Consider the following 21248-nt stretch of genomic DNA (forward strand, 5'->3'; position numbering starts at 1 on the left):
CAATATGGAAACACAAGTCTACACTCCCAAACACAAGGTCCGTTTTATCACGGCGGCCTCCCTCTTCGACGGACACGACGCGTCGATCAATATCATGAGGAGAATTCTACAAGCCTCCGGAGTGGAAGTCATTCATCTCGGCCACAACCGTTCCGTAAAAGAGATCGTGGAATGTGCGATCCAAGAAGACGCACAGGGAATCGCGATCACGAGTTACCAAGGAGGTCACGTAGAATATTTCAAATATATGATAGACCTTTTGAAAGAAAAAGGCGCGGGTCATATCAAAGTATTCGGAGGCGGAGGCGGAACGATTCTTCCATCCGAGATCAAAGAACTCGAAGCCTACGGAGTTACAAGAATCTATTCTCCGGACGACGGAAGAGAACTCGGACTTCAGGGAATGATCAACGACCTGATCTCCAAGTCGGACTTTATTCCCCCTCTGAGTTTTAACGGAACCCTACACGCTTCTCTCAGAGAAAAAAATCCGTTGGCGATCGCACAAACGATCACACTCGTCGAAAACACGTTTGAAAGAGAAGAATCGGAAAAGTCGGCCCTTACCGAAAAACTTCAGTTTCCTCCCTCCTCAAAAAAAGTTCCGATCCTCGGAATCACGGGAACCGGAGGCGCAGGTAAGTCTTCTCTCACCGACGAATTGGTTCGAAGATTTTTAATCGATTTTCCGGATAAAACGATCGCGATTCTTTCAGTCGATCCTTCCAAAAGAAAAACCGGAGGGGCCCTTCTCGGCGATAGAATCCGTATGAATTCGATTTCCCACGAAAGGGTTTATATGAGATCCTTCGCGACGAGAGAGGCAAACATTGCGCTTAACAAAAACGTTAAGCGAAGTATCGAGGTTTTAAAAAGCGCGGGTTTCGATCTAATCGTCGTCGAAACCGCGGGAATCGGCCAGAGCGATTCCGAAATCACCGAAGTCGCGGACGTTTCCCTTTACGTAATGACTCCCGAATACGGAGCGGCTACCCAACTCGAAAAGATCGATATGATCGACTACGCGGACTTAATCGCGATCAACAAGTTCGACAAACGAGGGGCGCTCGACGCGCTCCGAGACGTGAAAAAGCAATACCAGAGATCCAGACAGTTGTTTTTGGAAAACGTAGATTCCATGCCCGTCTTCGGAACCATCGCTTCTCAGTTCAACGATCCGGGAACAAACGGCCTTTATAACAACGTAATCCACGCGGTTTCCGAAAAATTGGAACTCGGCTGGACGAGTTCTTACGGAAAGGAAGCCGGGATGAGCGAAAAAATCTTTATCATTCCTCCGGACCGAGTCCGTTATCTCGCCGAAATCCGCGAAGAATGCAACCGCTACGACCAGATGACCGAAAAAGAATCCGCAAAAGCCAGAAAACTTTTTCAACTCGCGGGCGCGCAGGAAGTTCTAAAATCCTCCGGTCAAGATACGAAAATTATAGAATTAGAATATTCTAAAATTGAAAGTTCTCTGAGCGCGGATGCAAAACAGATTCTCGCGACCTGGGAATCCAAACTCAAAAACTACCAGGGTGAAAGTTTTACTTACAAGGTCAGGGACAAGGAAATCCGGGTTGCAAACACGACGGAATCCTTGAGTCATTTAAAAATTCCGAAGGTCGCGACTCCGAAGTTCAAGGACTGGGGAGAGATCGTTCGCTGGTCTTTCCAGGAAAACTTTCCCGGAGAATTTCCTTACACCGCGGGAGTGTTTCCTTTTAAAAGAACCGGAGAGGATCCTACTCGTATGTTCGCGGGCGAAGGCGGTCCCGAAAGAACCAATTCACGTTTTCATTATGTAAGCGTCGGAATGCCCGCACAACGTCTTTCCACCGCATTCGATTCGGTGACTCTTTACGGAGAAGATCCCGGAGAAAGACCGGATATCTACGGAAAGATCGGAAACTCGGGCGTAAGCATCGCAACCTTGGACGACGCCAAAAAACTCTATTCCGGTTTTGATCTCTGCAACCCTACTACTTCGGTATCGATGACGATCAACGGACCCGCTCCGATGGTTCTTGCGTTTTTTATGAACGCGGCTATCGATCAAGCCTGCGAAAAATACATCCATGCCCAAGGAATCGAAACTGAGGTTCGTAAGAAGACAGAAACGATCTACAAAGAAAAAAATCTTCCCGTTCCAAAATACAACGCCGCGATTCCCGAAGGAAACGACGGACTTGGTCTGATGCTTCTCGGCGTCACCGGGGATCAGGTTTTGGAAAAAGATGTTTATGAGAAGATCAAAGAAGAAACTCTAAAAGTCGTCCGAGGAACGGTCCAAGCTGACATTCTCAAAGAGGACCAGGCTCAGAATACCTGTATCTTCTCGACCGAATTCGCTCTAAAGATGATGGGAGACATTCAGGAATTCTTTATCACAAAACAGGTGAGAAATTTTTATTCGGTTTCAATCTCGGGTTATCATATCGCGGAAGCCGGAGCCAATCCGATCACACAGGTCGCGTTCACTCTTGCAAACGGATTAACGTATGTGGAATATTTTTTAAGCAGGGGAATGAGGATCGACGACTTTGCACCGAACTTGTCCTTCTTTTTTTCCAACGGAATCGATCCCGAATACGCGGTCATCGGCCGCGTAGCGAGAAGAATCTGGGCCAAGGCTATGAAATACAAATACGGAGCCAACGAACGTTCTTCGATGCTAAAGTATCATATCCAAACCTCGGGCCGTTCCTTACACGCGCAGGAGATCGCATTCAACGATATCCGAACCACATTACAGGCGTTATACGCCATCTTCGACAATTGTAATTCATTGCATACGAACGCATACGACGAGGCGATCACAACTCCGACCGAAGAATCCGTACGAAGAGCGATGGCGATCCAGCTCATCATCAACCGGGAGCTCGGACTCGCCAAAAACGAAAATCCGGGACAGGGAGCCTTTATCATTGAAGAGCTGACCGACTTGGTCGAACAAGCGATCCTGGAAGAATTCCATAGAATCTCCGAACGAGGCGGTGTTCTCGGAGCGATGGAGATGATGTATCAGAGAAACAAGATCCAAGAAGAATCTCTTTATTACGAATCTCTAAAGCACAACGGAGAATTCCCGGTCATCGGAGTAAACACGTTCTTGAGCAAGGAAGGATCTCCTACGATCATTCCCGAAGAAGTGATCCGTTCGACCGACGCAGAAAAGCAGGACCAGATCAAGGCGCTCCGAGAATTTCAAAAAAGAAACGAATCGGTAAGCGAGTCCCGTTTGGAACAACTGAAAAAAACGAGTCTCACAAACGGGAATATCTTTCAAGAGTTGATGGAAACTTCCAAAGTAGCCTCTCTTGGACAGATGACCCATTCTCTCTATGAGGTCGGCGGTCAGTATCGCAGAAGTATGTAAGAAATCACATTCTAAATTTAGAATATTTATTCCAAATCGGAATAAATAGAACCGAAAACCGTGAATTTGAATTCTCCAAAAATAGAGTCTAACGAGTGTTATTTCTATTTCGATTTTACTTTTTTTGAACTAATTTTGACTTTTTTGATTTTTTTATTGACTAAAGCCGAAAACTAAAATCACATTCGGCTTCTAAGATTCAAAAATATATCAGCTATAGAGTCGGGTTTTCTTCATTCAAATTAGAACTGGAGAAAATTCATGAAGAGAAGATGGGACAAATCTAGGATCCGTTTCCTATTTCGGAAAACCGGAATTGCAATGTTGGTGACGTTCGTTCTGTTCGTCACTCAGTCGGTGAGCGCGGCCTACGAAAGAACGGTTTTAACTTACGATGTGATAGGTCGTAATTTTTATACCGGGGAGACAACTCACTACTCATTAAACGTAATCAAATACAAAAAAACGGGGATCATCTTAGATCCAAAACTCAAGAGTGTTTTGTGTGTTCACGGTTTTGGCGACAACAGCACGATCTACGAACCGCTTGCCAAAGAGTTGATCAATCAGTCTAAGGCTCACACCGTTTATATACTGGATTTACCGGGACACGGGGAAAGCATCGTGGGTCAGGGTTCCGCCGCTTTGCCGAAATATGCAAGCGATCTTACTCTCATTCACTACGCCGATGCGCTTCGTGCCTTGTTATCTCAAATGACGGTGACCGAGGGAAAAAAAATTCATACGATCGTTGGCCATAGTTTAGGCGGGCTCGTCATCCAGATCGTTCAAAATCAATTCGTTACACGGGGCTGGGGTGGAAATCTTCTTTCCAGTTTTGGAATCGAAAATACGATTCTCATCGCAAGCGATATCCCGTCTCCATTGCCTTGGTATCCGGGAGATACGGACATGAGCGATCCGAATTCCGCAAAAAGTCTGGTATGGAATTATAAAGTTCAAAAGGTCGTGGAATTCGAACCCTATCCGCCGGTCTTAGCCTTTGGATATTTCGTACAAAGCCCGAACGATTTCTTTATGGGTACCAAATATTCAGTCAACGGTGTGCCCGTTTCGGGAGCACCTACTCCAAGCGAAATTCCGCTCATGAATAATTTGGAGCCGTATCCCGCAGGTGCAAACGTAGTCGGTTTGGATCCATCGGGAGAAACGACGGAATCCCGTCCTCGTTTGCAAATTTCACCGAATATCTGGGCCGGATTCAATCTCAAAGTTGTATGGTTGGACAAAGACCCATTCTTCAGTCATTCCGAACTACAGGGTTTGGCTCAGTATCTCAAAACCGGTTTGGACGTGATTACGATTTCCGATCCTGAGGCGGTACACGGAACTCCGTATTCCAAACCAAGCCTGTTGGTTCCTTTGTTTTGAACTTGCAGCCTTACCCACAGGTTAAAAAAGCGATTTCGAATCGGGGCGATTCCAATCAAAATTTTGTAGGAGTTCCTACATCTGGGACTTTTTACTTGCAAAATATTGATTCTGTGATATAGGAAAATCTCCCGGAGTTTTCCACCATCCCGCCCCTCCACCCAAAAACAGGGCGGGGCGCGCGACTTTCACAGAAGATCGTCGTTGTTACGACAAATTCTTTGAAAGATTCGGTCTCACTTTGCGGGTAAGTTTATGGCAAGGATGGATGTGTAACTTTTTTTTAAAGCCGCGTTCCAATCGATTCTTCCAAAAGAAACGTTTCCAGATTCTTTTGGAAGAACGGTCCTAACTTCGCTTTCAAAGTTGATTCCGGATGTTTCCCTTCCGGGTCGATTCGATCGGACGAACCTTAAAAAATTCGAACAAACCTCGGGTCCTGTAACGAGGTTTGGTTAGTTTCCAAAACTCAAGTCTCACAAACGGAAATATCTTTCCAAAATGGAACAATTCCGCACAACGTCCGCCGTTTGGTTTGTTGTAAAAGTAACCCGTATCAAAGAAGATTTTCAAATCTTTTGAGAAGGGATTTTTAAAAGACCTAAGATTTAAAATCGAGAGGTCGAAACAACGGACCATGATTATGAACCGCCCATTTTTCTTTTTTTTCCTTTTATTTTTTTCTTTTTCCCTGTTTTCCGAGACTGAAAACTCCTCGCTCGAAGAAATCATTCTCAAAAGAAACGAACTTTTCGCCAAACAAGGCCAAAAATTCAAAAACACAAAACTGGATTCGTATTTTAGAAAATTCGACTGGTATCGACCTGGGTCGAAGCCGGCAAAATTATCCCCAAAGGACCAAATACTCGCGGAAAAATACGTTCGTATGGAAAGGGAATATGCCCTTAAATATCTCGAATTTTTATCCAACGGAATCGCCTGGGACGATTCTAAATTAGAATATTATGAAACTGTGGAACGTTCCTTTCTTAAAAATGATTCGGTTCAGAATCAAATCGATAAAAGAACAGAAAATATTCCCTACCGTTCCGAAGAAATCTTTATCACCGGAATCCGCGTTTCGGGCAAGCCGAACGAAGAAAAATTACTCGATTCGATCCGACTGGCAAAAAGCGGCGAACTCGAATTCAAAAAATATTATACTCTCACACCTTCTCGGGACGGAAAATTTTATAAAATTCTGGAATGTTCTATGGACTCGATCAACCAGGAGATCTGTTCCACGCGCTATATCCTGGAAAAGGACAGACTTCTCTCGGTTTTACAGACAGTTCCTCAGACAAGTTATGTTTCGGAATGGATTTATATCTACTTAGAAGGAAGTCTATTCAGCACCCGATTCTACTTTAAAAGTATGGGACAGGTGGAAAAGGAAGTTGTAGTCAACAGCGACTAACTGACAAAATTTATTTTTCGATTCACCTCTTCGGTTTTGTTCTTGGAAAATAGTTTCTTATAAACTGCGTATTTCAGATTTTTCCATCCAAACGAAGGCCTCTTTCCGAAAGAAAAGAAATTTTCAAAAATTCGGTCTTCCTCAGATACCATTTCATCCGCGGAATATGAGCAAAAGGAACAAGCCCAGGCTGAACCGTCTTCGCCCGGGGAAGCAAGGATTATCTCCCCAATCTCTACTTTGGGAGAAATTTTTATTGTAAACGATTTAAATTCCGTTTTTATCGGTCTGCAATCAAGAACGGAGAGTTATTCAGGAGAATCCATACATGAAAAACGCAAATATAAAATTGATAACAATGGGAACGATCGTCCTTTTACCCATTCTGTATATTACCTTTTTATTTTTCTCTCGAATGGAAAAAAAGACCGTTCCCACATTCCCGGCGACGTTTTCCGATTCGGATACGTATTGTAAAAATAAGAATTCTAAAACTTTCAAATTTATTCCGAATCAGATTAAGGAATTACAAACCTTACTCAACTCTCTGGAAGAATGTACGACCATCGATTTAGCTTCGGGAATCTACGTTTTCAACAACAGCGTTTCTATTTCCGGAGTCAACGGAATCAAACTGAAAGGCGCAGGCAAAAAAGCGACCACTCTGAAATTCGTGGATGCAGGAAACGTCAACGGAGTGGATGTGGAAGCGGCAAATTCGTTTACCATTCGGGATCTAAAAATTCTCGATAGCCCGAAAAACGGATTGGAAATCCGATTATCCGAAAACATCTTAATCGATAACATTGAAGTTACGTGGTCCGCAACCTCCGGTGAAGCGATGAAAAAGAACGGAGCATACGGAGTTTATCCGGTCAACGTAATCAACGTCCTTTTGCAGAATACGGATACCTTTTATGCTTCGGATGCAGGATTGTATGTCGGACAGTGTATCAACGCACTCGTTCGTTACAATCGAGCAGAATACAACGTAATGGGACTTGAGATCGAAAATACGATCAACGCAGACGTCTACGAAAACACGGTAACCAATAACACGGGCGGTTTTTTAGCATACGATTTGAACAAGAATACGATCGTTTCCAGAAACATTCGGGTTCATAAGAATCGGATCTACGGCAATAACAATCCGAATTTTGCAAGCACGGGAATCGTAAAGACTGTTCCCGCCGGCGTAGGAATGGTACTTACTTCGATTCGAGATATCGAGATCTACGACAATGTCTTCGGAAAAAACAATTCTACCGATATCGGAATTATGAACGGCTTGGTATCGGAAACTCCGAATTTTTCCGAATGGCCTATGAACAATTGGCGAGCACACGACATCTATCTGCACGATAACTCTTTCGGAGAGGATTCCGGCAAAGCGGTGGACAACGGTAGCACCGACGGTAAAAACCGTCCTCTCGGTTTGCTCGTTAAATCGGTGATGGATTCAATCAATGAATTTAACGTTTCAAATAACAAAAAAGCGGAGCCTGTTCCCAATATCGTGTATGATGGAGTCGATACCGGATTCACGGTTCTCCAAATGACGACTTGGTTCGGAAATCATCCTGGAAATCTCAACCGAATCTGTCTAAAAAACAATAACAAGGGAAAGGTCGCGCCCTCCCTTTTGGATATAAACCTACCTGCCATCCTCGACAATTCGGAAGACCCGACGGATGAATCCATGCGTAAATCGGTAAGATCGGGTGAAACGAAAGTATATCGATATTCGGATGCACCCGCCTATGGCGGAACTCCTAATTCCGGTTTCGATTGCGAAGGATTTCGGTTCGAAGGTATGCCCGTCGTTTTTCCCGGTGCTTAAACTTCGATTTGAAAATGAGAAGAGATAGGAATAACGATATGAAAGCTCGTTTTTTATGGGTAAGCGTTTTTAGTATATTCAGTTTATTTGTTATAGGCTGCGGGGCAAAAGCCAATCTCAATCTTGAGGGAAAGGTGGTAAAAATAAACGAAAAACTATCCGCTTACGGATTATTCTCAACAATCAACCCGAGTAAACTGATCCCGATCTCTTCCGGCATCGAATACGATTTGAACACTCCGTTGTTCTCCGATTATACAAGAAAGGATCGTATTCTTTTTTTGCCGAACGGAACCAACATGGCCTACAATTCCGAAAGGGAATTCGACTTTCCGATCGGAAGTGTAATCGCAAAAACGTTTTCTCTTCCTGAAAATTTCTCCACAAAGTCAGGACAATTCGGCAAAAGACTGGAAACCCGTCTTTTGATACACCAACCGAAAGGTTGGTTTGCCGTGTCGTATGTTTGGAATGAGGAGAATACGGATGCCGATATCGCATACGCAGGAGAAACCATTCCGGTGAATTATAAGGACGAGGCCGGATCCAAACGAACCTTCAACTACTCGGTGCCGTCCAGAAACCAATGTTCTTCCTGTCATCAATCCTATGAAGGCAGAGCGCAATCCATAGTACCGATCGGAATCAAAGCGAGACATCTCAATAAGGAATACGGTTTTACCTCGGATAAGGAAAACCAACTTCGATATATGTCGAAGAGGAACGCATTGGTCGGCCTTCCATTTTTCGGAATTCCGAAACTCGCGAATGCTCTGGACGAAAAAGAATCGATCAACGAAAGAGCTAGGGCTTATTTGGATATCAACTGTGCCCACTGTCACCAAGCAAGTGCGGCCGGAGGCATTAATTCCAAGCTGATTCTTTCTTACGACGAGGAGGACATGTCCCTATTTGGAGTCTGTAAGACTCCCGGATCCGCAGGAAAAGGAGGCGGGGGACTCCGATTTGATATAGTACCGGGAAGTCCGAAAGAATCCATTCTCCATCATAGAATGGCGACAACCGATCCTGGAGCGATGATGCCGCAGATAGGAAGAGCGCTTGTTCACAAAGAAGGAGTCGATCTCATTTACAAATGGATCGCAGGGATGAAAGCAAAAAGTTGTCCTTAGAATCTCAGATCGATTCGCGCGCGACGATTTCCTGGAGCGCGTCCTCGAATTCTCCTTCTACCAAAAATCCGCGACCTTCGATCGCGTACTGCAGCATCAAGTTGAGGGAATTGCCGAAGTCTTCGTTTAACAAATAACCTTCGCGATCCATCGCGTAGCCGGAAGAATGGGGAAACGTCGGTATCATTCTTTTTACGATTTCGGGCAAAGGAGGAAGCGATTTCGCATAACCGTAGATTGTTTTTCCGAGAGCGAAGGCGTATCCGATTTCAAAGGCAGTGCCGTCGTCCACAAGCGGTCCTCGAAACGGATTACAATTCGCTAATATGAGATCCGATTTCTGGATCAGATCCAAATTTCCAAAAAATATTTTTCGGGCTAGATCCTGGTTTCTTTTTGCGTCTTTCGGAACTTCGGAATCAAAAGGAGAAAGCGCCGAAAAACCCCGGGAAAAACAGAGGGATTTTTTATCCTGAAGAACTTCAACCGCGTCGGGTAAAAAAACTTCAGGCCCTGCAAGATAGATCGTTTTCAAAGCAGATTCGTGATCGCCCCGTTGGAGGCGGATTGGACCAGCTTCGCGTATTTGGCGAGTACTCCGGATTTGTAACGAGGTTCCATCGGTTTCCAATTTTTCAGTCGTCTATCGATTTCTTCCTGAGAAATTTCAACTTGCAGAAGATTTTTCGAAGAATCGATGGTCACGTTGTCCCCGCTTTGAACGATCGCGATGGGGCCTCCGTCAAACGCCTCCGGAGAAATATGTCCTACCACAAGACCGTGGGTTCCGCCGCTAAAACGACCGTCGGTCATAAGCCCAACGTCTTCGCCGAGTCCCTTTCCGACGAGCGCGGACGTAACCGCTAACATTTCCCTCATTCCAGGCCCGCCCTTCGGACCTTCGTAACGGATGATAATCACGTCCCCCGCTTTGATCTGATCGCCCAGGATCGCGTTAAAACAATCGTCTTCGGATTCGAAAACCTTCGCGGGTCCGGTGATCGAAATTTTTTTGAGTCCTGAAATTTTTGCGACGGCTCCATCGGGCGCTAAGTTTCCTTTGAGAATCACAAGAGGACCGGAAGGATGGAGCGCTTCCGACTTCTTTTTAACGATCGTTTGACCGGCGACAAGGTCCGGAATGTCTTTTAGATTTTCTGCAAGTGTTTTTCCCGTGACGGTGAGACAATCTCCGTGGAGCATTCCTTCGTTTAAAAGATACTTCATCACGCCGTGGACCCCGCCTACCTTATCGAGATCGGTCATCGCGTATTTTCCGCCGGGTTTTAAGTCCGCTAGGTGGGGAGTTTTTTTACTGATTCTATCGAAGTCATCCAGAGTCAGATTTACTCCGATCTCTTTGGCGATCGCTATCAAGTGAAGAACCGCGTTCGTAGAACCGCCTAACACAAGAACGACGGTAATCGCGTTTTCGAACGCTTTTTTGGTGAGAATTTTTTTAGGAGTGATGTCTTTTTGGATCAATTCGATCAGGGCCTTTCCCGCCTCGTAACAGTCGTTCGACTTTCTGGAACTGACCGCCGGCATCGATGCGGAACCGGGAAGGCTCATTCCCAGAGCTTCGATCGCGGAAGCCATCGTATTCGCGGTGTACATTCCTCCACAACTTCCGGCTCCGGGACAAGCGTTCTCTTCGATTCGGATAAATTCTTCTCTTGAAATTTTTCCTGCGTTGAACTTACCGACCGCTTCGAAGATGGAAACGATATCCACGTCTTGACCGTCGCAATTTCCCGGAAGAATCGTTCCCCCGTAAACAAAGATGGAAGGAACATCGACGCGGCAAAGAGCCATCAAACAACCCGGCATGTTCTTATCACAACCGCCGATCGCGATCACACCGTCGTGTCTCATCGCATTGGAAACGATCTCGATCGAATCCGCGATAACTTCTCGGGAAGGAAGAGAATAGTGCATTCCTTCGTGGCCCATCGCAATTCCGTCGGATACGGTAATCGTTCCGTAGACTTGAGGCATCCCGCCGGCGGTCCTCACACCTTCCTTGACTTTTTGTGCAAGCCCGTTGATATGAATATTGCAAGGAGTGACTTCGCTCCAGGTGGAAGCGATGCCGATCATCGGTTTTTGAAAGTCTTCGTCCGTAAACCCGACGGCCCGAAGCATGGCACGATTGGGAGCTCGGTTGTCCCCATCCGTCGTCATGGAACTTCTTTTTTTAAAACGATCACTCATATATCAGATCCGATCGGAACCTCGCGCACAAACAACCTTTCGTTTTGTAAAACTTGAAAAAAAGTCAGAAAGCAAGGCGAACGGAAATACGATCTTACAAATTCTCCTCTCCGTCAAACTTAAAAAGGGAAAAAAGAACCGAAGGATCTTTTTGATTCTAACTTCCGTCTTCTTGAAACTGCGGCCTTCTTTTTTGTTAAGAATCGAATCCGATTCTTAAATATTAAGTCTTCCGTTTAAAAAAAAGAAATACAGGCTTCGCGGAGTCAAAAAGATGTTTCCGAAAGATTCTTTGTTTCAAAACGAAAGGACTCGGCTCCAAAACAAGTCGATCGTAAAATTCGGACAAAGACGCGGGAGAATTCGATTTGGAAAAAAATTATAAAGTTTTCGGGATGAAGGTTTCCGGAAATTGCCATAAGGTAAAAACGATTCTTACACTTTTGGATCTTCCGTTCGAATGGGTGGAACTGGATACCAGAAAGGGAGAAACCAAAACTGCGGAATTTCTAAAGATCAATCCAAACGGAAAAATTCCGGTGCTTCAACTGAAGGACGGCGCCAATATTTCGGAGAGCAACGCGATTCTATATTACCTTGCAAGAGATACGAAATTTTTTTCCAACGAGCTTTTGGAACAAACTCGAATTTTAGAATGGCTTTTTTTCGAACAATACAGCCACGAACCTTTTGTGGCGGTCAACCGCTGGCTCCTCAAATTTGCTCCGGAAAATACAAACGCGGAACAGATCGCAAACAATCATTCCAAAGGAATCAAAGCGTTTACGGTGATGGAGGCTCATCTCAAAAACAGGGACTTTTTCGTAGGAAACAGACTCACGATCGCCGACATCGCGTTATACGCCTATTCCCACGTCGCCGAGGACGGCGGGTTTTCCTTGGTAAGTTTTCCTTCAGTGGAGAAATGGCTGCAAAACGTGAAAAGTTTTCCAAAGATGATTTCCATCGATACCAAGGATTAAACCGAATGCCTACGATCATGACTCATACGGCGGTTCCGATTTCCTTATGGATCGCTCTTGGCAAAAAGACGATCCCTTTAAAACTGTTAACCGCGGGAATGATATTTTCAGTTCTTCCGGACGCGGACGTAATCGCATTCAAATTAGGAATTCCTTATGAAGCCGACTTGGGTCATCGGGGTTTGAGTCATTCCATCGGATTCGCATTTTCTCTTTCGATTTTTGCCTGTGTTCTTGTCCGTCGGTTTCAAGTAAAAGCGAGGATTCTTATCCCATTCTTATTTCTATCGATTTTATCACACGGACTTCTGGACGCGATGACGAGCGGAGGTTTGGGCGTTGGATTTTTGGTTCCCTATTCTTCCGAAAGATTTTTTTTCGATTACAGACCGATCCGCGTTTCCCCGATCGGCGTCAAAAACTTTTTGACCGCGAGAGGTATGACGGTGTTACGATCGGAGTTTCTTTTTGTTTGGATTCCGTTTTTGTCGATTTCCGTTTTGGTCTTCTTACTGCGAACGTTAACGCGTCGGATCCGAGTCCCCATCCATAAAAACAAAGCTGACAACTAACGAATCAAAGTCGGATTTTATTAGTATTTCTCTCGAGAAATCCGCGCCTTTAGAATCTTTAAGTGAGCGTCGAATTTGTAGTTTTGACACTATCCTCGAACGATTTTAATACGGACCCTTTCGTTTTCATCTCGCAACTTGTAGAATTTTTTCCGTTTCAAGAAGGGAACGTCTCAATTCTATCGTGAACGATTCTAAAGTTCGTTCTTTCGAGTATTCTGATTCTAAAAATGAAAAAACCGTTCGAGACGTTTTTCTTTGTCTCGAACGGTTTTTTTTCAAAGCGTGAAGTCTTTTTTCAACCGGGATGATTTTTGCAGTATCCTTCCGGAATCGTAATTTCCAAACTCTTCTTATATCCGTTATTCTTAATGTCCGCTTCCTGAATCCAGTTGCCGCGATTGACTCTCAGATCAAAAATGTGCGAACCTTCCATAAACAACGGATCCTTTTCCAAGTAATAGATTGGAAAGGTAACCGTCACGGTTTGACCGGGTTGAATCGCTTCCAGTCCGATTCCATTCCCCCAAACGCCGTTCCCCTCTCCCCATACGGCTCCATTCGTATCGAGCGCGTTCAAGAGTCCGACTTGTAAGAGATTAGGACTTGCCGCTTTTCCGATATTTTTCACTTCGGCCGTCACGAAAAGCATCGGCTTTCCGGCTCTACATTTCATTCCGCTCGGATAAATGGAAGCGCGTGGAATCACGAGATCCGGTAGAAGACTGGAAGGAACGGTGATTTCCATCGTAACACAAAATCTGTTGTTGTTCTCATTCGATTCTAAAACCGCTCCTTCCGGATCGACAATCGCACAAAGATCGTAACTTCCCGCAGATAGTTCTCTCGGAATCCTGAGTTTCTCGAGCTGATATTCACCCTGCCCCGCAGGTAAGTCTTTCGTCAGACTCAAACTTCCCAATTTGATAGGAGTTCCTTGTACCGCTTCCTGATTCTTAGAAAGAAGGAAATCGACTTTATAGCCCACTTGGGAAGCGGTATTCCCTTTTGCTAAAACGTTTCCAAAATTCTTAACAAAAACACCTTCTAAAAACGATTGGCCAACGGGAAGTGTATAAAAATGAGTAATCCCCGTTGGAACCAAATCCGGACCTTCTCCGAACGAAGCGTTCAAATCCGCGATAGGGTTTGATACCAGCTCCGGCTGAATGGAAGCTTCCAGATTCGACCCATCCACGGTCGTTTGATTTTCGATACCGTTCGAATTTCCTACATTGGTTACAAGCGAAAGAAGCGGAATTGCTTCGTCCCCAGCTTGAGAATTTTGATTACACCGAGCAAAAACAAGAAACATAATCAAAATAAAAATGGTTTTCGCTTTTGTTCTAAAATTCAAAGTCATAAAATTTTCCTTCAAGAAATGCACGCACTGATCAGCTTTTCTTGTAGCTGAAACATACAACTCGAGGTTCGAAACTGAGACAACGAGGGAAAACTTTCGCGGTTAAAATTCAAAAAAAAGAAGGTTTCAAAAGGAGCACTCTTCAAAAGTTTGCAGACAAAAACGACTCGATGGTATCCAAAAGCGATCGGAGAAACATCAAAAAGGATATTTGTCTACATTCTCAAAGACATTCGTTAAATTAAGGTTTAAAATACAAGAGTCTCCTCCATTATAGGAATTCCAATGAAACAGTTTATCGTAATTCTCCGCTATCTCACTCCGATTGAAATCGTAGATCAACACGTGATCGAACACAGAGCCTTTCTTTCCAAAGGATACGAACAAAAAATTCTTCTCGCTTCCGGACCACAAGAACCAAGAAGCGGAGGAATTTTGATCGCAAGAGCGGAAACGAGAAAGGACCTTGAGGCGTTTTGCCAACAAGATCCTTTTTATACAAACGGAGTCGCCGAATACCAAATCTTAGAATGGAATCCGGTCAAATACCAGAAAGAATTCGAATTCTGGCTTTAGAGTTTCGCGAGCTCGTAAATGTCCACGGGCTCTTCTCTTCCTTTTACATGGATCGAAGAAAGATGTCTTCCCGGAACCTTGTCTTTTACGTTGTCAAAAACCGCCTGAGTCACTAAAAATTTCGTCTGAAATTCCTTATTCAACTGTTCGACCCTCGACGCGAGATTAACGACGTCTCCGATGATCGTGTATTCTTTGCGGGCTTCGGATCCAACGTTACCCGTCATCGCCTCGCCCGAATGAAGACCGATCCCGATGTTTGTCTCCGGGATTTTTCCTTCCAGGTTGAGTTGTTCCACTTTTTTGAGAATCGCCAATGACGCGTTCACCGCGTTGTGAATGTCGTTGGCCCCGTCCGAGATCGGCGCTCCGAAAACCGCCATAAAACCGTCTCCCAAAAATTTATTGATCATCCCGTTGTGCATGTTGACGATATCGATCAAGTGAGTAAAAAGATAATTGAGATAATCGATCACTTCACCGGGAGATCGTTTTTCGGAGAATCTTGTAAAATTTCGAATGTCCAAAAACATCACACAAACGTGTTTGAACTCGGAGAAGTTTTCGTTTTTCTGTTCGAGAAGACGATCCACGACCTCGGGAGAAACATACTGGCCGAACATTCCGACCACCTTATTCTTTTCCTGAACCGCGTCGGTTGCCGAAATCAGGGTTCTTTTTAACTGAACCGCGACCAAACCGGAAACGACACCGCCCATCAACAACAGAATTCCTTTCCCTAAAAACGGCATAAACGAATTGAAGAACTGAATCGAAAGTTTGATTTCGTTCGCGGGAATATAGATAAAAGCCAGACCGAACAACTCGACGCCGGCGATCAAACCGGTAAACACACTCAGAGAAAATTCAAGTCGTAACACCGAAAGAATGATAAAGATAGAATAAATATAAGGCGCGGGCGAATAAAGCGGAATCAAAGGAGAACCGAACGAATTGATATTCAACCAGATCAAAAATGTAACAAAGGAAATCTCGATAAAGGCGTTTCCAAAACGCGCCGGCGGAAAGATAATCTTTCGTTTTTTCTGAAACAGAAGAAACATCCTGTAGACGATATATTCATAAAAAGAAATCCCGAGACCTGTAAGGACGATCGCTTCAAACGGAAGACGAACTCCGACTTCCTTTGTCATCCTTTCGCCAAAGATAAAATAAACGAAGCCGAGTACGAGAGTGGCGGCCAAAAAGAAACGAAACAAAATCCGAGTACGAACGATCTCACTTTTTAAAACTTCAAAAGAAAGCGCGTCCATCACTAACTTTTTTTTTCTTTGAATGAGTTCCTGAAAACCTTTGAGCATCTAATTTTCTCCGATGGATCTCGATTTTAACACGATACGATCCAAGTTGAAATTACATTTCACAATCGGGAAAAAAAAGAAAACCAGAAATCAAATCGGAGATAAAAAACGATCGGAAAGAAATTAGGTTCGAGTCCAGTTTTCATTGGAGAGTAAAAACGTTTGGAAGGATTTTCCGGACGGAGAAGAGAAACCGTTTCGAATCGTTTCTTCCCAAAGAAGATCCAATCCCGGATTCCAAAGATTTCTTTTGATCCTTCCTTGTTTTAAAACATTCCACTTTATAAACAGAATGGCCTCTGCCTGTTCTTCCTGCGCTGCGGTCAATATATGAGTATTTAATAATTTTAGAATGGAGTAAATCCGGAATCGATCCATAACGGGATACTGAAAGGAGAGTTGGTCTTCGTGACCTCCGTATCGAATCAGGAGTTCTTCGCTTAACAAAACCACGGGATTTTGAGAAGTGATCCGTAACCAGAGATCGTAGTCTTCGCAGGCGGGCAAGTTTTCGTCCATTCCCCCTGTTTCCAAAAAGAGTCCTTTTTGTAAGATCACGGAAGAAGGAGTGACCGCGCAGAATTCCAGACTTTCTCCGAAAATTTGTCCGTCTTTTTTTTGTAAATAAATCGGAGGATTGACCCTCTTCCCGTTTCGGATCCAGACTTCCGAGGATTGAAGAATTCTGACGTTCGGATTTTTTTGCAAAAACTCCCACTGTCTTTCCAACTTCTCGGGCAGCCATTCGTCGTCCGAATCCAAAAACGCGATCCAATCACAGCTTGCGAGTTCCACCCCCCGATTTCTGGCGTAACTCACACCGTGATGTTCCAAGGTAAGAATCCGGATCCTTTCCAAAAAATTCGAAAATCGTCCGCGGATATTTGAGACTGTCCCATCCGTGGAACCGTCGTCTACGACGAGAATTTCCTCGGGCAATCGAGTCTGCTTCAGAACACTCTCGATCGCAGTCAGAATTTTTTGCTCTCGGTTGAAGGTGGGAATGATTACCGAGACGGGAAGAGAATTCATAGAAAACGTTTCTCGATCAAAATTCTACCGCAGATCTTTCGGGGTTCCGGATCCAGAACCCGAGATTTCCAGAATGCGAACTTCTCCAGATCCTTTCTCTCGGTCCCTAAACCACATTCCAATTTTAGAATATTCTGACCTTCCACCGTTCTAAAAATTAAACGATCCTGCCGATCCGTCGACTTTGGAAACAAACGGGATTGTAGATATCCACCTTCTATATCGATCTTCGAAATTCCGTCGGGAAAATCATGTTGCGGATAAACGGAATAAGAATCGGGCTCGCTTACTAAGACGATCGAACTCCGACCTTCCAAGATCCATGCGGAACGCGGCTTCCCTTCGGGAGGCAATTCTACTCCCGGTGGAAAATAAACCCCGGACCGAAACAGCTTAGTCGGGAAAAAATAAAAAGACAGACAAAACAAAACGACCAAAGAAAAAACGATTTTCAGAACATTCTTCTTTTGGAATATTCCAAAAGCGTATTTGTTTGTTTTATCTAAAACTTCCTTTTCGAAAAAAACGAACAAAACAATCCACTGAAGATAAACCCCGCGTAGATAGAACCATTCTTGAAAAAAGGAATAGACGAAGATCGCAACGGCCGCACCCAAATACAAGGAGTTTGCGCCGATCGACGCGTTTTTTTCCTTTTTCCCAAACGCGATCGAATCCAAAAGCAATCCCCAAAGCAGAGCAAAAATGACCGCGCCGAAAATTCCAAGTCCAGAAAAAATCTGAATCCACTGGTTATGAGTCGTGTGATACTGACTTTCTTTTCCGCTCTGGCTCAGACAACATTCGTTGTACCATCCATAAGACTCGAATGCTCCGCCAAACAAGGGTTTGGTTAAAAAAAGTTTCCAACCCGCCGTAAAATGAGAAAGACGTTCCGGATCACCTTCCCCGAGTTTTGTATAAACTACGAGGATCGGAAATCCGATCCCACAAAGAATCAGAGCCGAAATCCCGAATCGAACAAATCCCTTTTGAAGCCATTCTTTTTTTACCGACTTGAAAAAGAGAAAATGAAAACCCGCGACGATCCAAAGAACCACAAAGGAAAGGATTCCTCCCCGAGCTCCGATCCAAAGAAGCGTCAAACCCAGGAAAAAAAAGATTCCCAAAAACCAAAAGATCCGGGTGAGATTCCGGTCCCGAAACGTTTTAGAGATCGAGTCGTAGTTTTCAAACCTTTTGTTTAGTTTTTCAAAAAGGATATAGAATAAAAAAGGAATACTTGAAATCAGATAAACCGCAAACCAACTTCGATTCCAAAACAGGGATTGAATTCCAAAAGGAGCCTGCAGTTTTTTTATCCACGGAAAAAAAGCATGCGGCTCCGCAACGAGTTTGTATCCATCCAGCCAAAAATGATACGCGTCTAACTTTGATTTGACGAATGGAAAAAAATATTCCAGCCAACCCACTATGACCGCGATAAAAAGACCGCTTACGATTCCGATCGCGAAAAAATCCAAAAGCCGATCGGAGTTTTGACTTTTTTTCAACCATTCTTTTCTTGAGTTCAAACCGACCCAAAATAAAAGACCGATCGTAAGAAGTTTGATCGGATACCAGGGCTCGAGCTCCGTGGAATGTAAAAACCAAAACCATCCTTTTTGATAAAAACGGAGATCAAATACGAGTTCCGGATTGGCGAGAAGACTCAAAAACCCGGAAGCAAAAAAACAAAGAAGAAGAATTCCAAGCGGGCGTTTCCAAAAATCCAAAGAGAAGACCGAACTTCCTGAAAACTTGAGTTCAACGATCCCCCTGACGGACCAAAAGATCCAAAAAGAATCCTGGAGTTCTAAAAATCTTCCTCCTGGATGATTCCCAAAAAAAACCGACGAAGCGGCGAGGATCGCTGTGGCGACTAACGGAGAAAATAAATCGATCAGAACCAGCAAAAACATCCCCGCGGTAAAAACGATTCTATACTTCCAGGGATAAAAACTCAAAAGTGGAACGAGAAGCAGAAAAGAGAATCCGATCCAAAGCTGAATCTTCCACGCCGGGATCCGCAAATGGGAGAAGAATGGATTTTGCTTCCGATTTTGCATAAGGATACAGAAATTCAAAAGGATTTTTTCCGAAACGATAAATTCAATGTCTTAGGGTCGAGATTTGGATTCTTATCGAGAAAGAGTTTTTTTGTTTCCAGGAAAAACTTGCTTCTGAAATAGTTGTACGAAAGTTCCCTTTTATGCAACGACTGGAAGAATCCACCATCTACCCCGATAAAAATCTGTTCCGAGTGGAGTTTCGTAAGAATATCTGCTCCGTGGAATCGGAGGAAATCGAGATCATTCTTTCTCAAATCCGGGAAATCCGTCCACAAGCGGTCGTGTTGGATCTGACTCCGGTCGTCGCGATTCCCTCCATGGTTCTCAACCGAATTCTAAAATTTATCTCGGATCTGAAAAAGGAACAAATTCAAATTTCGGAAGTTAAATTGAGCGAAGGACTACAGTTGGTTCTTTCCAAACTCAAGATCAATTTGGGATGAAACGTCTTCTTTCCGTCTATCTCTCGACCACAATCCTATTTCAAGCAGTCGTGTTTTCAAGCGGTCTTTTCGGCTGTGTGTTATCCGAACAGGCCAAAATCTGTGAATGCAATCACGGAAGCCGGGCCCAAAAACACAAAAATCAAGAAGACGATCGTTTTACAAAAACCGTCCGTTCCGAATCGGAAACGTTCCATTCTTCCCAAAAACTCCCGGACTGTCATTCCGCAAAATCGGGAGAAACACATACCTGCGCCTGTAAAAAATCGGAGAACAAGGTTTCTCAACTGAGTGCGTTCTATTCCATTCTTTTTTCCGCGGTAATTTTCCGTCCGATAGAACCGGTTTCCGGTCTTCTCGAAATCATCGTATTCAAAGATTTGAATACAGGGATTCATTCCTCTTCTTTCCTCCTTCGTCCCCCTCAATTCTCCTAAATTTCGATTCCGCTTTAGAATAGGCGCCGAGCCTTCTTTAGTTTTCAAATCGGCATTTTATGATTTTAGGAGAATTCTCATGACTAAAAAATTACTAGTCGCATTTTCGATTCTTTTCGTCGGTTTTACGTTTATCAACTGTCCTTGGAACAAAAAAAAGGAAGACGACAATCTTCTTTCCATCGCCTCGCTCGTTGCTTTGAATACCACTCAGGGCATTCAATTTTCTGCATATGCAGGAACTCAAAAGTTAGAATGCGGACAAACCCTCAAAGGTCACGCGCTCACTCTGGAAACCGTCCCTTTTGTTCCTTCGGCGCATATCGCCGAAAGTCTAACGTTTCAGTTGCATGACTTTCGATTGTTTGTCTACGGGGTTACTCTCGTCGCGGCGGACGGAACCGAAATCCCTCTGAGTCTAAACCAAGACGGGAAGTTTCAAAACGGAAATATCGCGCTTCTGGACTTCGAAGACAAAACCGGAAAATGCGACGGAACAGCGGAAACAAACAATATGGTTTCGGCGATGATTCCCGCAGGAACTTATAAGGGACTCAAGTTTACGGTCGGACTTCCGGAGGAAAAAAACCACCTAAACGCCGACAGTCAACCTTCTCCCTTGAACACGACCGGTATGTTCTGGAGCTGGACCGCAGGTTACAAATTCTTAAAATTGGATTTTGAAACCGCAGAAACCGGAGCAGCCGGAACCTCGGTTCATATCGGATCGGGAGATTGTACGGGAACCGGAAGCGCGAGCACCTGTGTTCGTGCCAATCGAATTCCGGTTACTTTGACTCCCGACGGAGGTTTTAACCCGGCGACTCAGACCGTTAAAATCAACGTGCAGGCGCTTTTACAAGGAATCGACCTTACCGCAAACGCGAACGGCGCTATGTGTATGTCCGGAACCGCAGGTATGATGGCGGTCGGTTGCCCCACCATATTTCCGAATATCGGATTGAATCTCGCGACCGGTGTACCGATCACTCCGAATCAGACGGTTTTTTCGATCATCTCCAAATAACCTATTAGAACGCCCGGAAAAATTCCGGGCGTCGAAGGGACAA

The 21248-nt window shown here is 44.4% G+C and carries 17 protein-coding genes; 11 read left to right on the forward strand and 6 right to left on the reverse strand.

All coding sequences use genetic code 11. The annotated features are described in order from the left end of the window. Positions 1-4 precede the first annotated feature (4 nt). From JWG44_RS13890 to JWG44_RS13910, 5 genes are all read left to right on the forward strand, one after another. On the forward strand, positions 5-3382 hold the full coding sequence (locus JWG44_RS13890; protein ID WP_205275605.1) for a methylmalonyl-CoA mutase family protein: 3378 nt from the start codon (positions 5-7) through the stop codon (positions 3380-3382). A 261-nt stretch (positions 3383-3643) separates the two neighbouring features. After that, entirely contained in the window at positions 3644-4774 is a 1131-nt protein-coding gene (locus JWG44_RS13895; protein WP_205275606.1) for an alpha/beta fold hydrolase, read from the forward strand. Between the two features lie 643 nt (positions 4775-5417). Beyond that, a complete protein-coding gene (locus tag JWG44_RS13900; protein ID WP_205275607.1) occupies positions 5418-6191 on the forward strand; it encodes a YARHG domain-containing protein in 774 nt (257 codons plus the stop codon). Positions 6192-6519: 328 nt separating this feature from the next. Then, positions 6520-8031 carry a parallel beta-helix domain-containing protein gene (locus JWG44_RS13905; RefSeq protein ID WP_205275608.1) on the forward strand — a complete coding sequence of 504 codons (1512 nt, stop codon included), beginning with the start codon at positions 6520-6522 and terminating at the stop codon, positions 8029-8031. Between the two features lie 38 nt (positions 8032-8069). Next, positions 8070-9164 carry an SO2930 family diheme c-type cytochrome gene (locus tag JWG44_RS13910; protein ID WP_205275609.1) on the forward strand — a complete coding sequence of 365 codons (1095 nt, stop codon included), beginning with the start codon at positions 8070-8072 and terminating at the stop codon, positions 9162-9164. Between the two features lie 4 nt (positions 9165-9168). On the opposite strand, the gene JWG44_RS13915 is transcribed toward JWG44_RS13910, so the two are convergent. Together JWG44_RS13915 and ilvD are read right to left on the reverse strand one after the other, a co-directional pair. Next, positions 9169-9699, reverse strand: coding sequence for a nucleoside 2-deoxyribosyltransferase (locus JWG44_RS13915; RefSeq protein WP_205275610.1), 531 nt, complete (start codon positions 9697-9699; stop codon positions 9169-9171). Next, positions 9696-11378, reverse strand: coding sequence for a dihydroxy-acid dehydratase (gene ilvD / locus JWG44_RS13920; RefSeq protein WP_205275611.1), 1683 nt, complete (start codon positions 11376-11378; stop codon positions 9696-9698). The genes JWG44_RS13915 and ilvD overlap by 4 nt, the downstream gene beginning before the upstream one ends. Before the next feature lie 368 nt (positions 11379-11746). Here ilvD and JWG44_RS13925 point away from each other — a divergent pair, with 368 nt between their 5' ends. Both JWG44_RS13925 and JWG44_RS13930 read left to right on the forward strand, forming a co-directional pair. Further along, positions 11747-12361, forward strand: coding sequence for a glutathione S-transferase family protein (locus tag JWG44_RS13925; RefSeq protein WP_232371645.1), 615 nt, complete (start codon positions 11747-11749; stop codon positions 12359-12361). A 5-nt stretch (positions 12362-12366) separates the two neighbouring features. Then, entirely contained in the window at positions 12367-12933 is a 567-nt protein-coding gene (locus tag JWG44_RS13930; RefSeq protein WP_205275612.1) for a metal-dependent hydrolase, read from the forward strand. 298 nt (positions 12934-13231) lie between these two features. On the opposite strand, the gene JWG44_RS13935 is transcribed toward JWG44_RS13930, so the two are convergent. After that, a complete protein-coding gene (locus JWG44_RS13935) occupies positions 13232-14296 on the reverse strand; it encodes a CARDB domain-containing protein (protein ID WP_205275613.1) in 1065 nt (354 codons plus the stop codon). A gap of 285 nt (positions 14297-14581) precedes the next feature. On the opposite strand from JWG44_RS13935, the gene JWG44_RS13940 reads away from it, so the two are divergent. Next, positions 14582-14872: a YciI family protein gene (locus JWG44_RS13940; protein ID WP_205275614.1), complete on the forward strand. Its 291-nt coding sequence runs from the start codon at positions 14582-14584 to the stop codon at positions 14870-14872. Here the strand turns inward: JWG44_RS13940 and JWG44_RS13945 are convergent. From JWG44_RS13945 to JWG44_RS13955, 3 genes are all read right to left on the reverse strand, one after another. Continuing rightward, positions 14869-16194 (reverse strand): adenylate/guanylate cyclase domain-containing protein, encoded by a 1326-nt coding sequence (locus tag JWG44_RS13945; protein WP_205275615.1) that lies wholly within the window; start codon positions 16192-16194, stop codon positions 14869-14871. The two genes, JWG44_RS13940 and JWG44_RS13945, sit on opposite strands and share 4 nt — an antisense overlap. Positions 16195-16317: 123 nt before the next feature. Beyond that, the gene (locus JWG44_RS13950) at positions 16318-17226 is read right to left on the reverse strand and encodes a glycosyltransferase family 2 protein (RefSeq protein WP_205275616.1); all 909 of its coding nucleotides are present in this window, start codon (positions 17224-17226) and stop codon (positions 16318-16320) included. Next, positions 17223-19295, reverse strand: a complete 2073-nt coding sequence (locus tag JWG44_RS13955; RefSeq protein WP_205275617.1) for an O-antigen ligase family protein — start codon at positions 19293-19295, stop codon at positions 17223-17225. The genes JWG44_RS13950 and JWG44_RS13955 overlap by 4 nt, the downstream gene beginning before the upstream one ends. 143 nt (positions 19296-19438) lie before the next feature. Here JWG44_RS13955 and JWG44_RS13960 point away from each other — a divergent pair, with 143 nt between their 5' ends. The 3 genes from JWG44_RS13960 to JWG44_RS13970 all read left to right on the forward strand — a co-directional run bounded on the left by JWG44_RS13960 (position 19439) and on the right by JWG44_RS13970 (position 21205). Then, the gene (locus tag JWG44_RS13960; RefSeq protein WP_205275618.1) at positions 19439-19741 is read left to right on the forward strand and encodes a sulfate transporter; all 303 of its coding nucleotides are present in this window, start codon (positions 19439-19441) and stop codon (positions 19739-19741) included. Continuing rightward, positions 19738-20178 (forward strand): LIC_11090 family protein, encoded by a 441-nt coding sequence (locus JWG44_RS13965; RefSeq protein ID WP_205275619.1) that lies wholly within the window; start codon positions 19738-19740, stop codon positions 20176-20178. The genes JWG44_RS13960 and JWG44_RS13965 overlap by 4 nt, the downstream gene beginning before the upstream one ends. Before the next feature lie 79 nt (positions 20179-20257). Then, complete coding sequence (locus JWG44_RS13970; RefSeq protein WP_205275620.1) at positions 20258-21205, forward strand: MbnP family copper-binding protein; 948 nt, start codon at positions 20258-20260, stop codon at positions 21203-21205. The last annotated feature ends 43 nt before the right edge of the window (positions 21206-21248 follow it).

The sequence above is a fragment of the Leptospira ainazelensis genome (assembly GCF_016918785.1).
In the GTDB taxonomy this organism is placed as follows: domain Bacteria; phylum Spirochaetota; class Leptospiria; order Leptospirales; family Leptospiraceae; genus Leptospira; species Leptospira ainazelensis.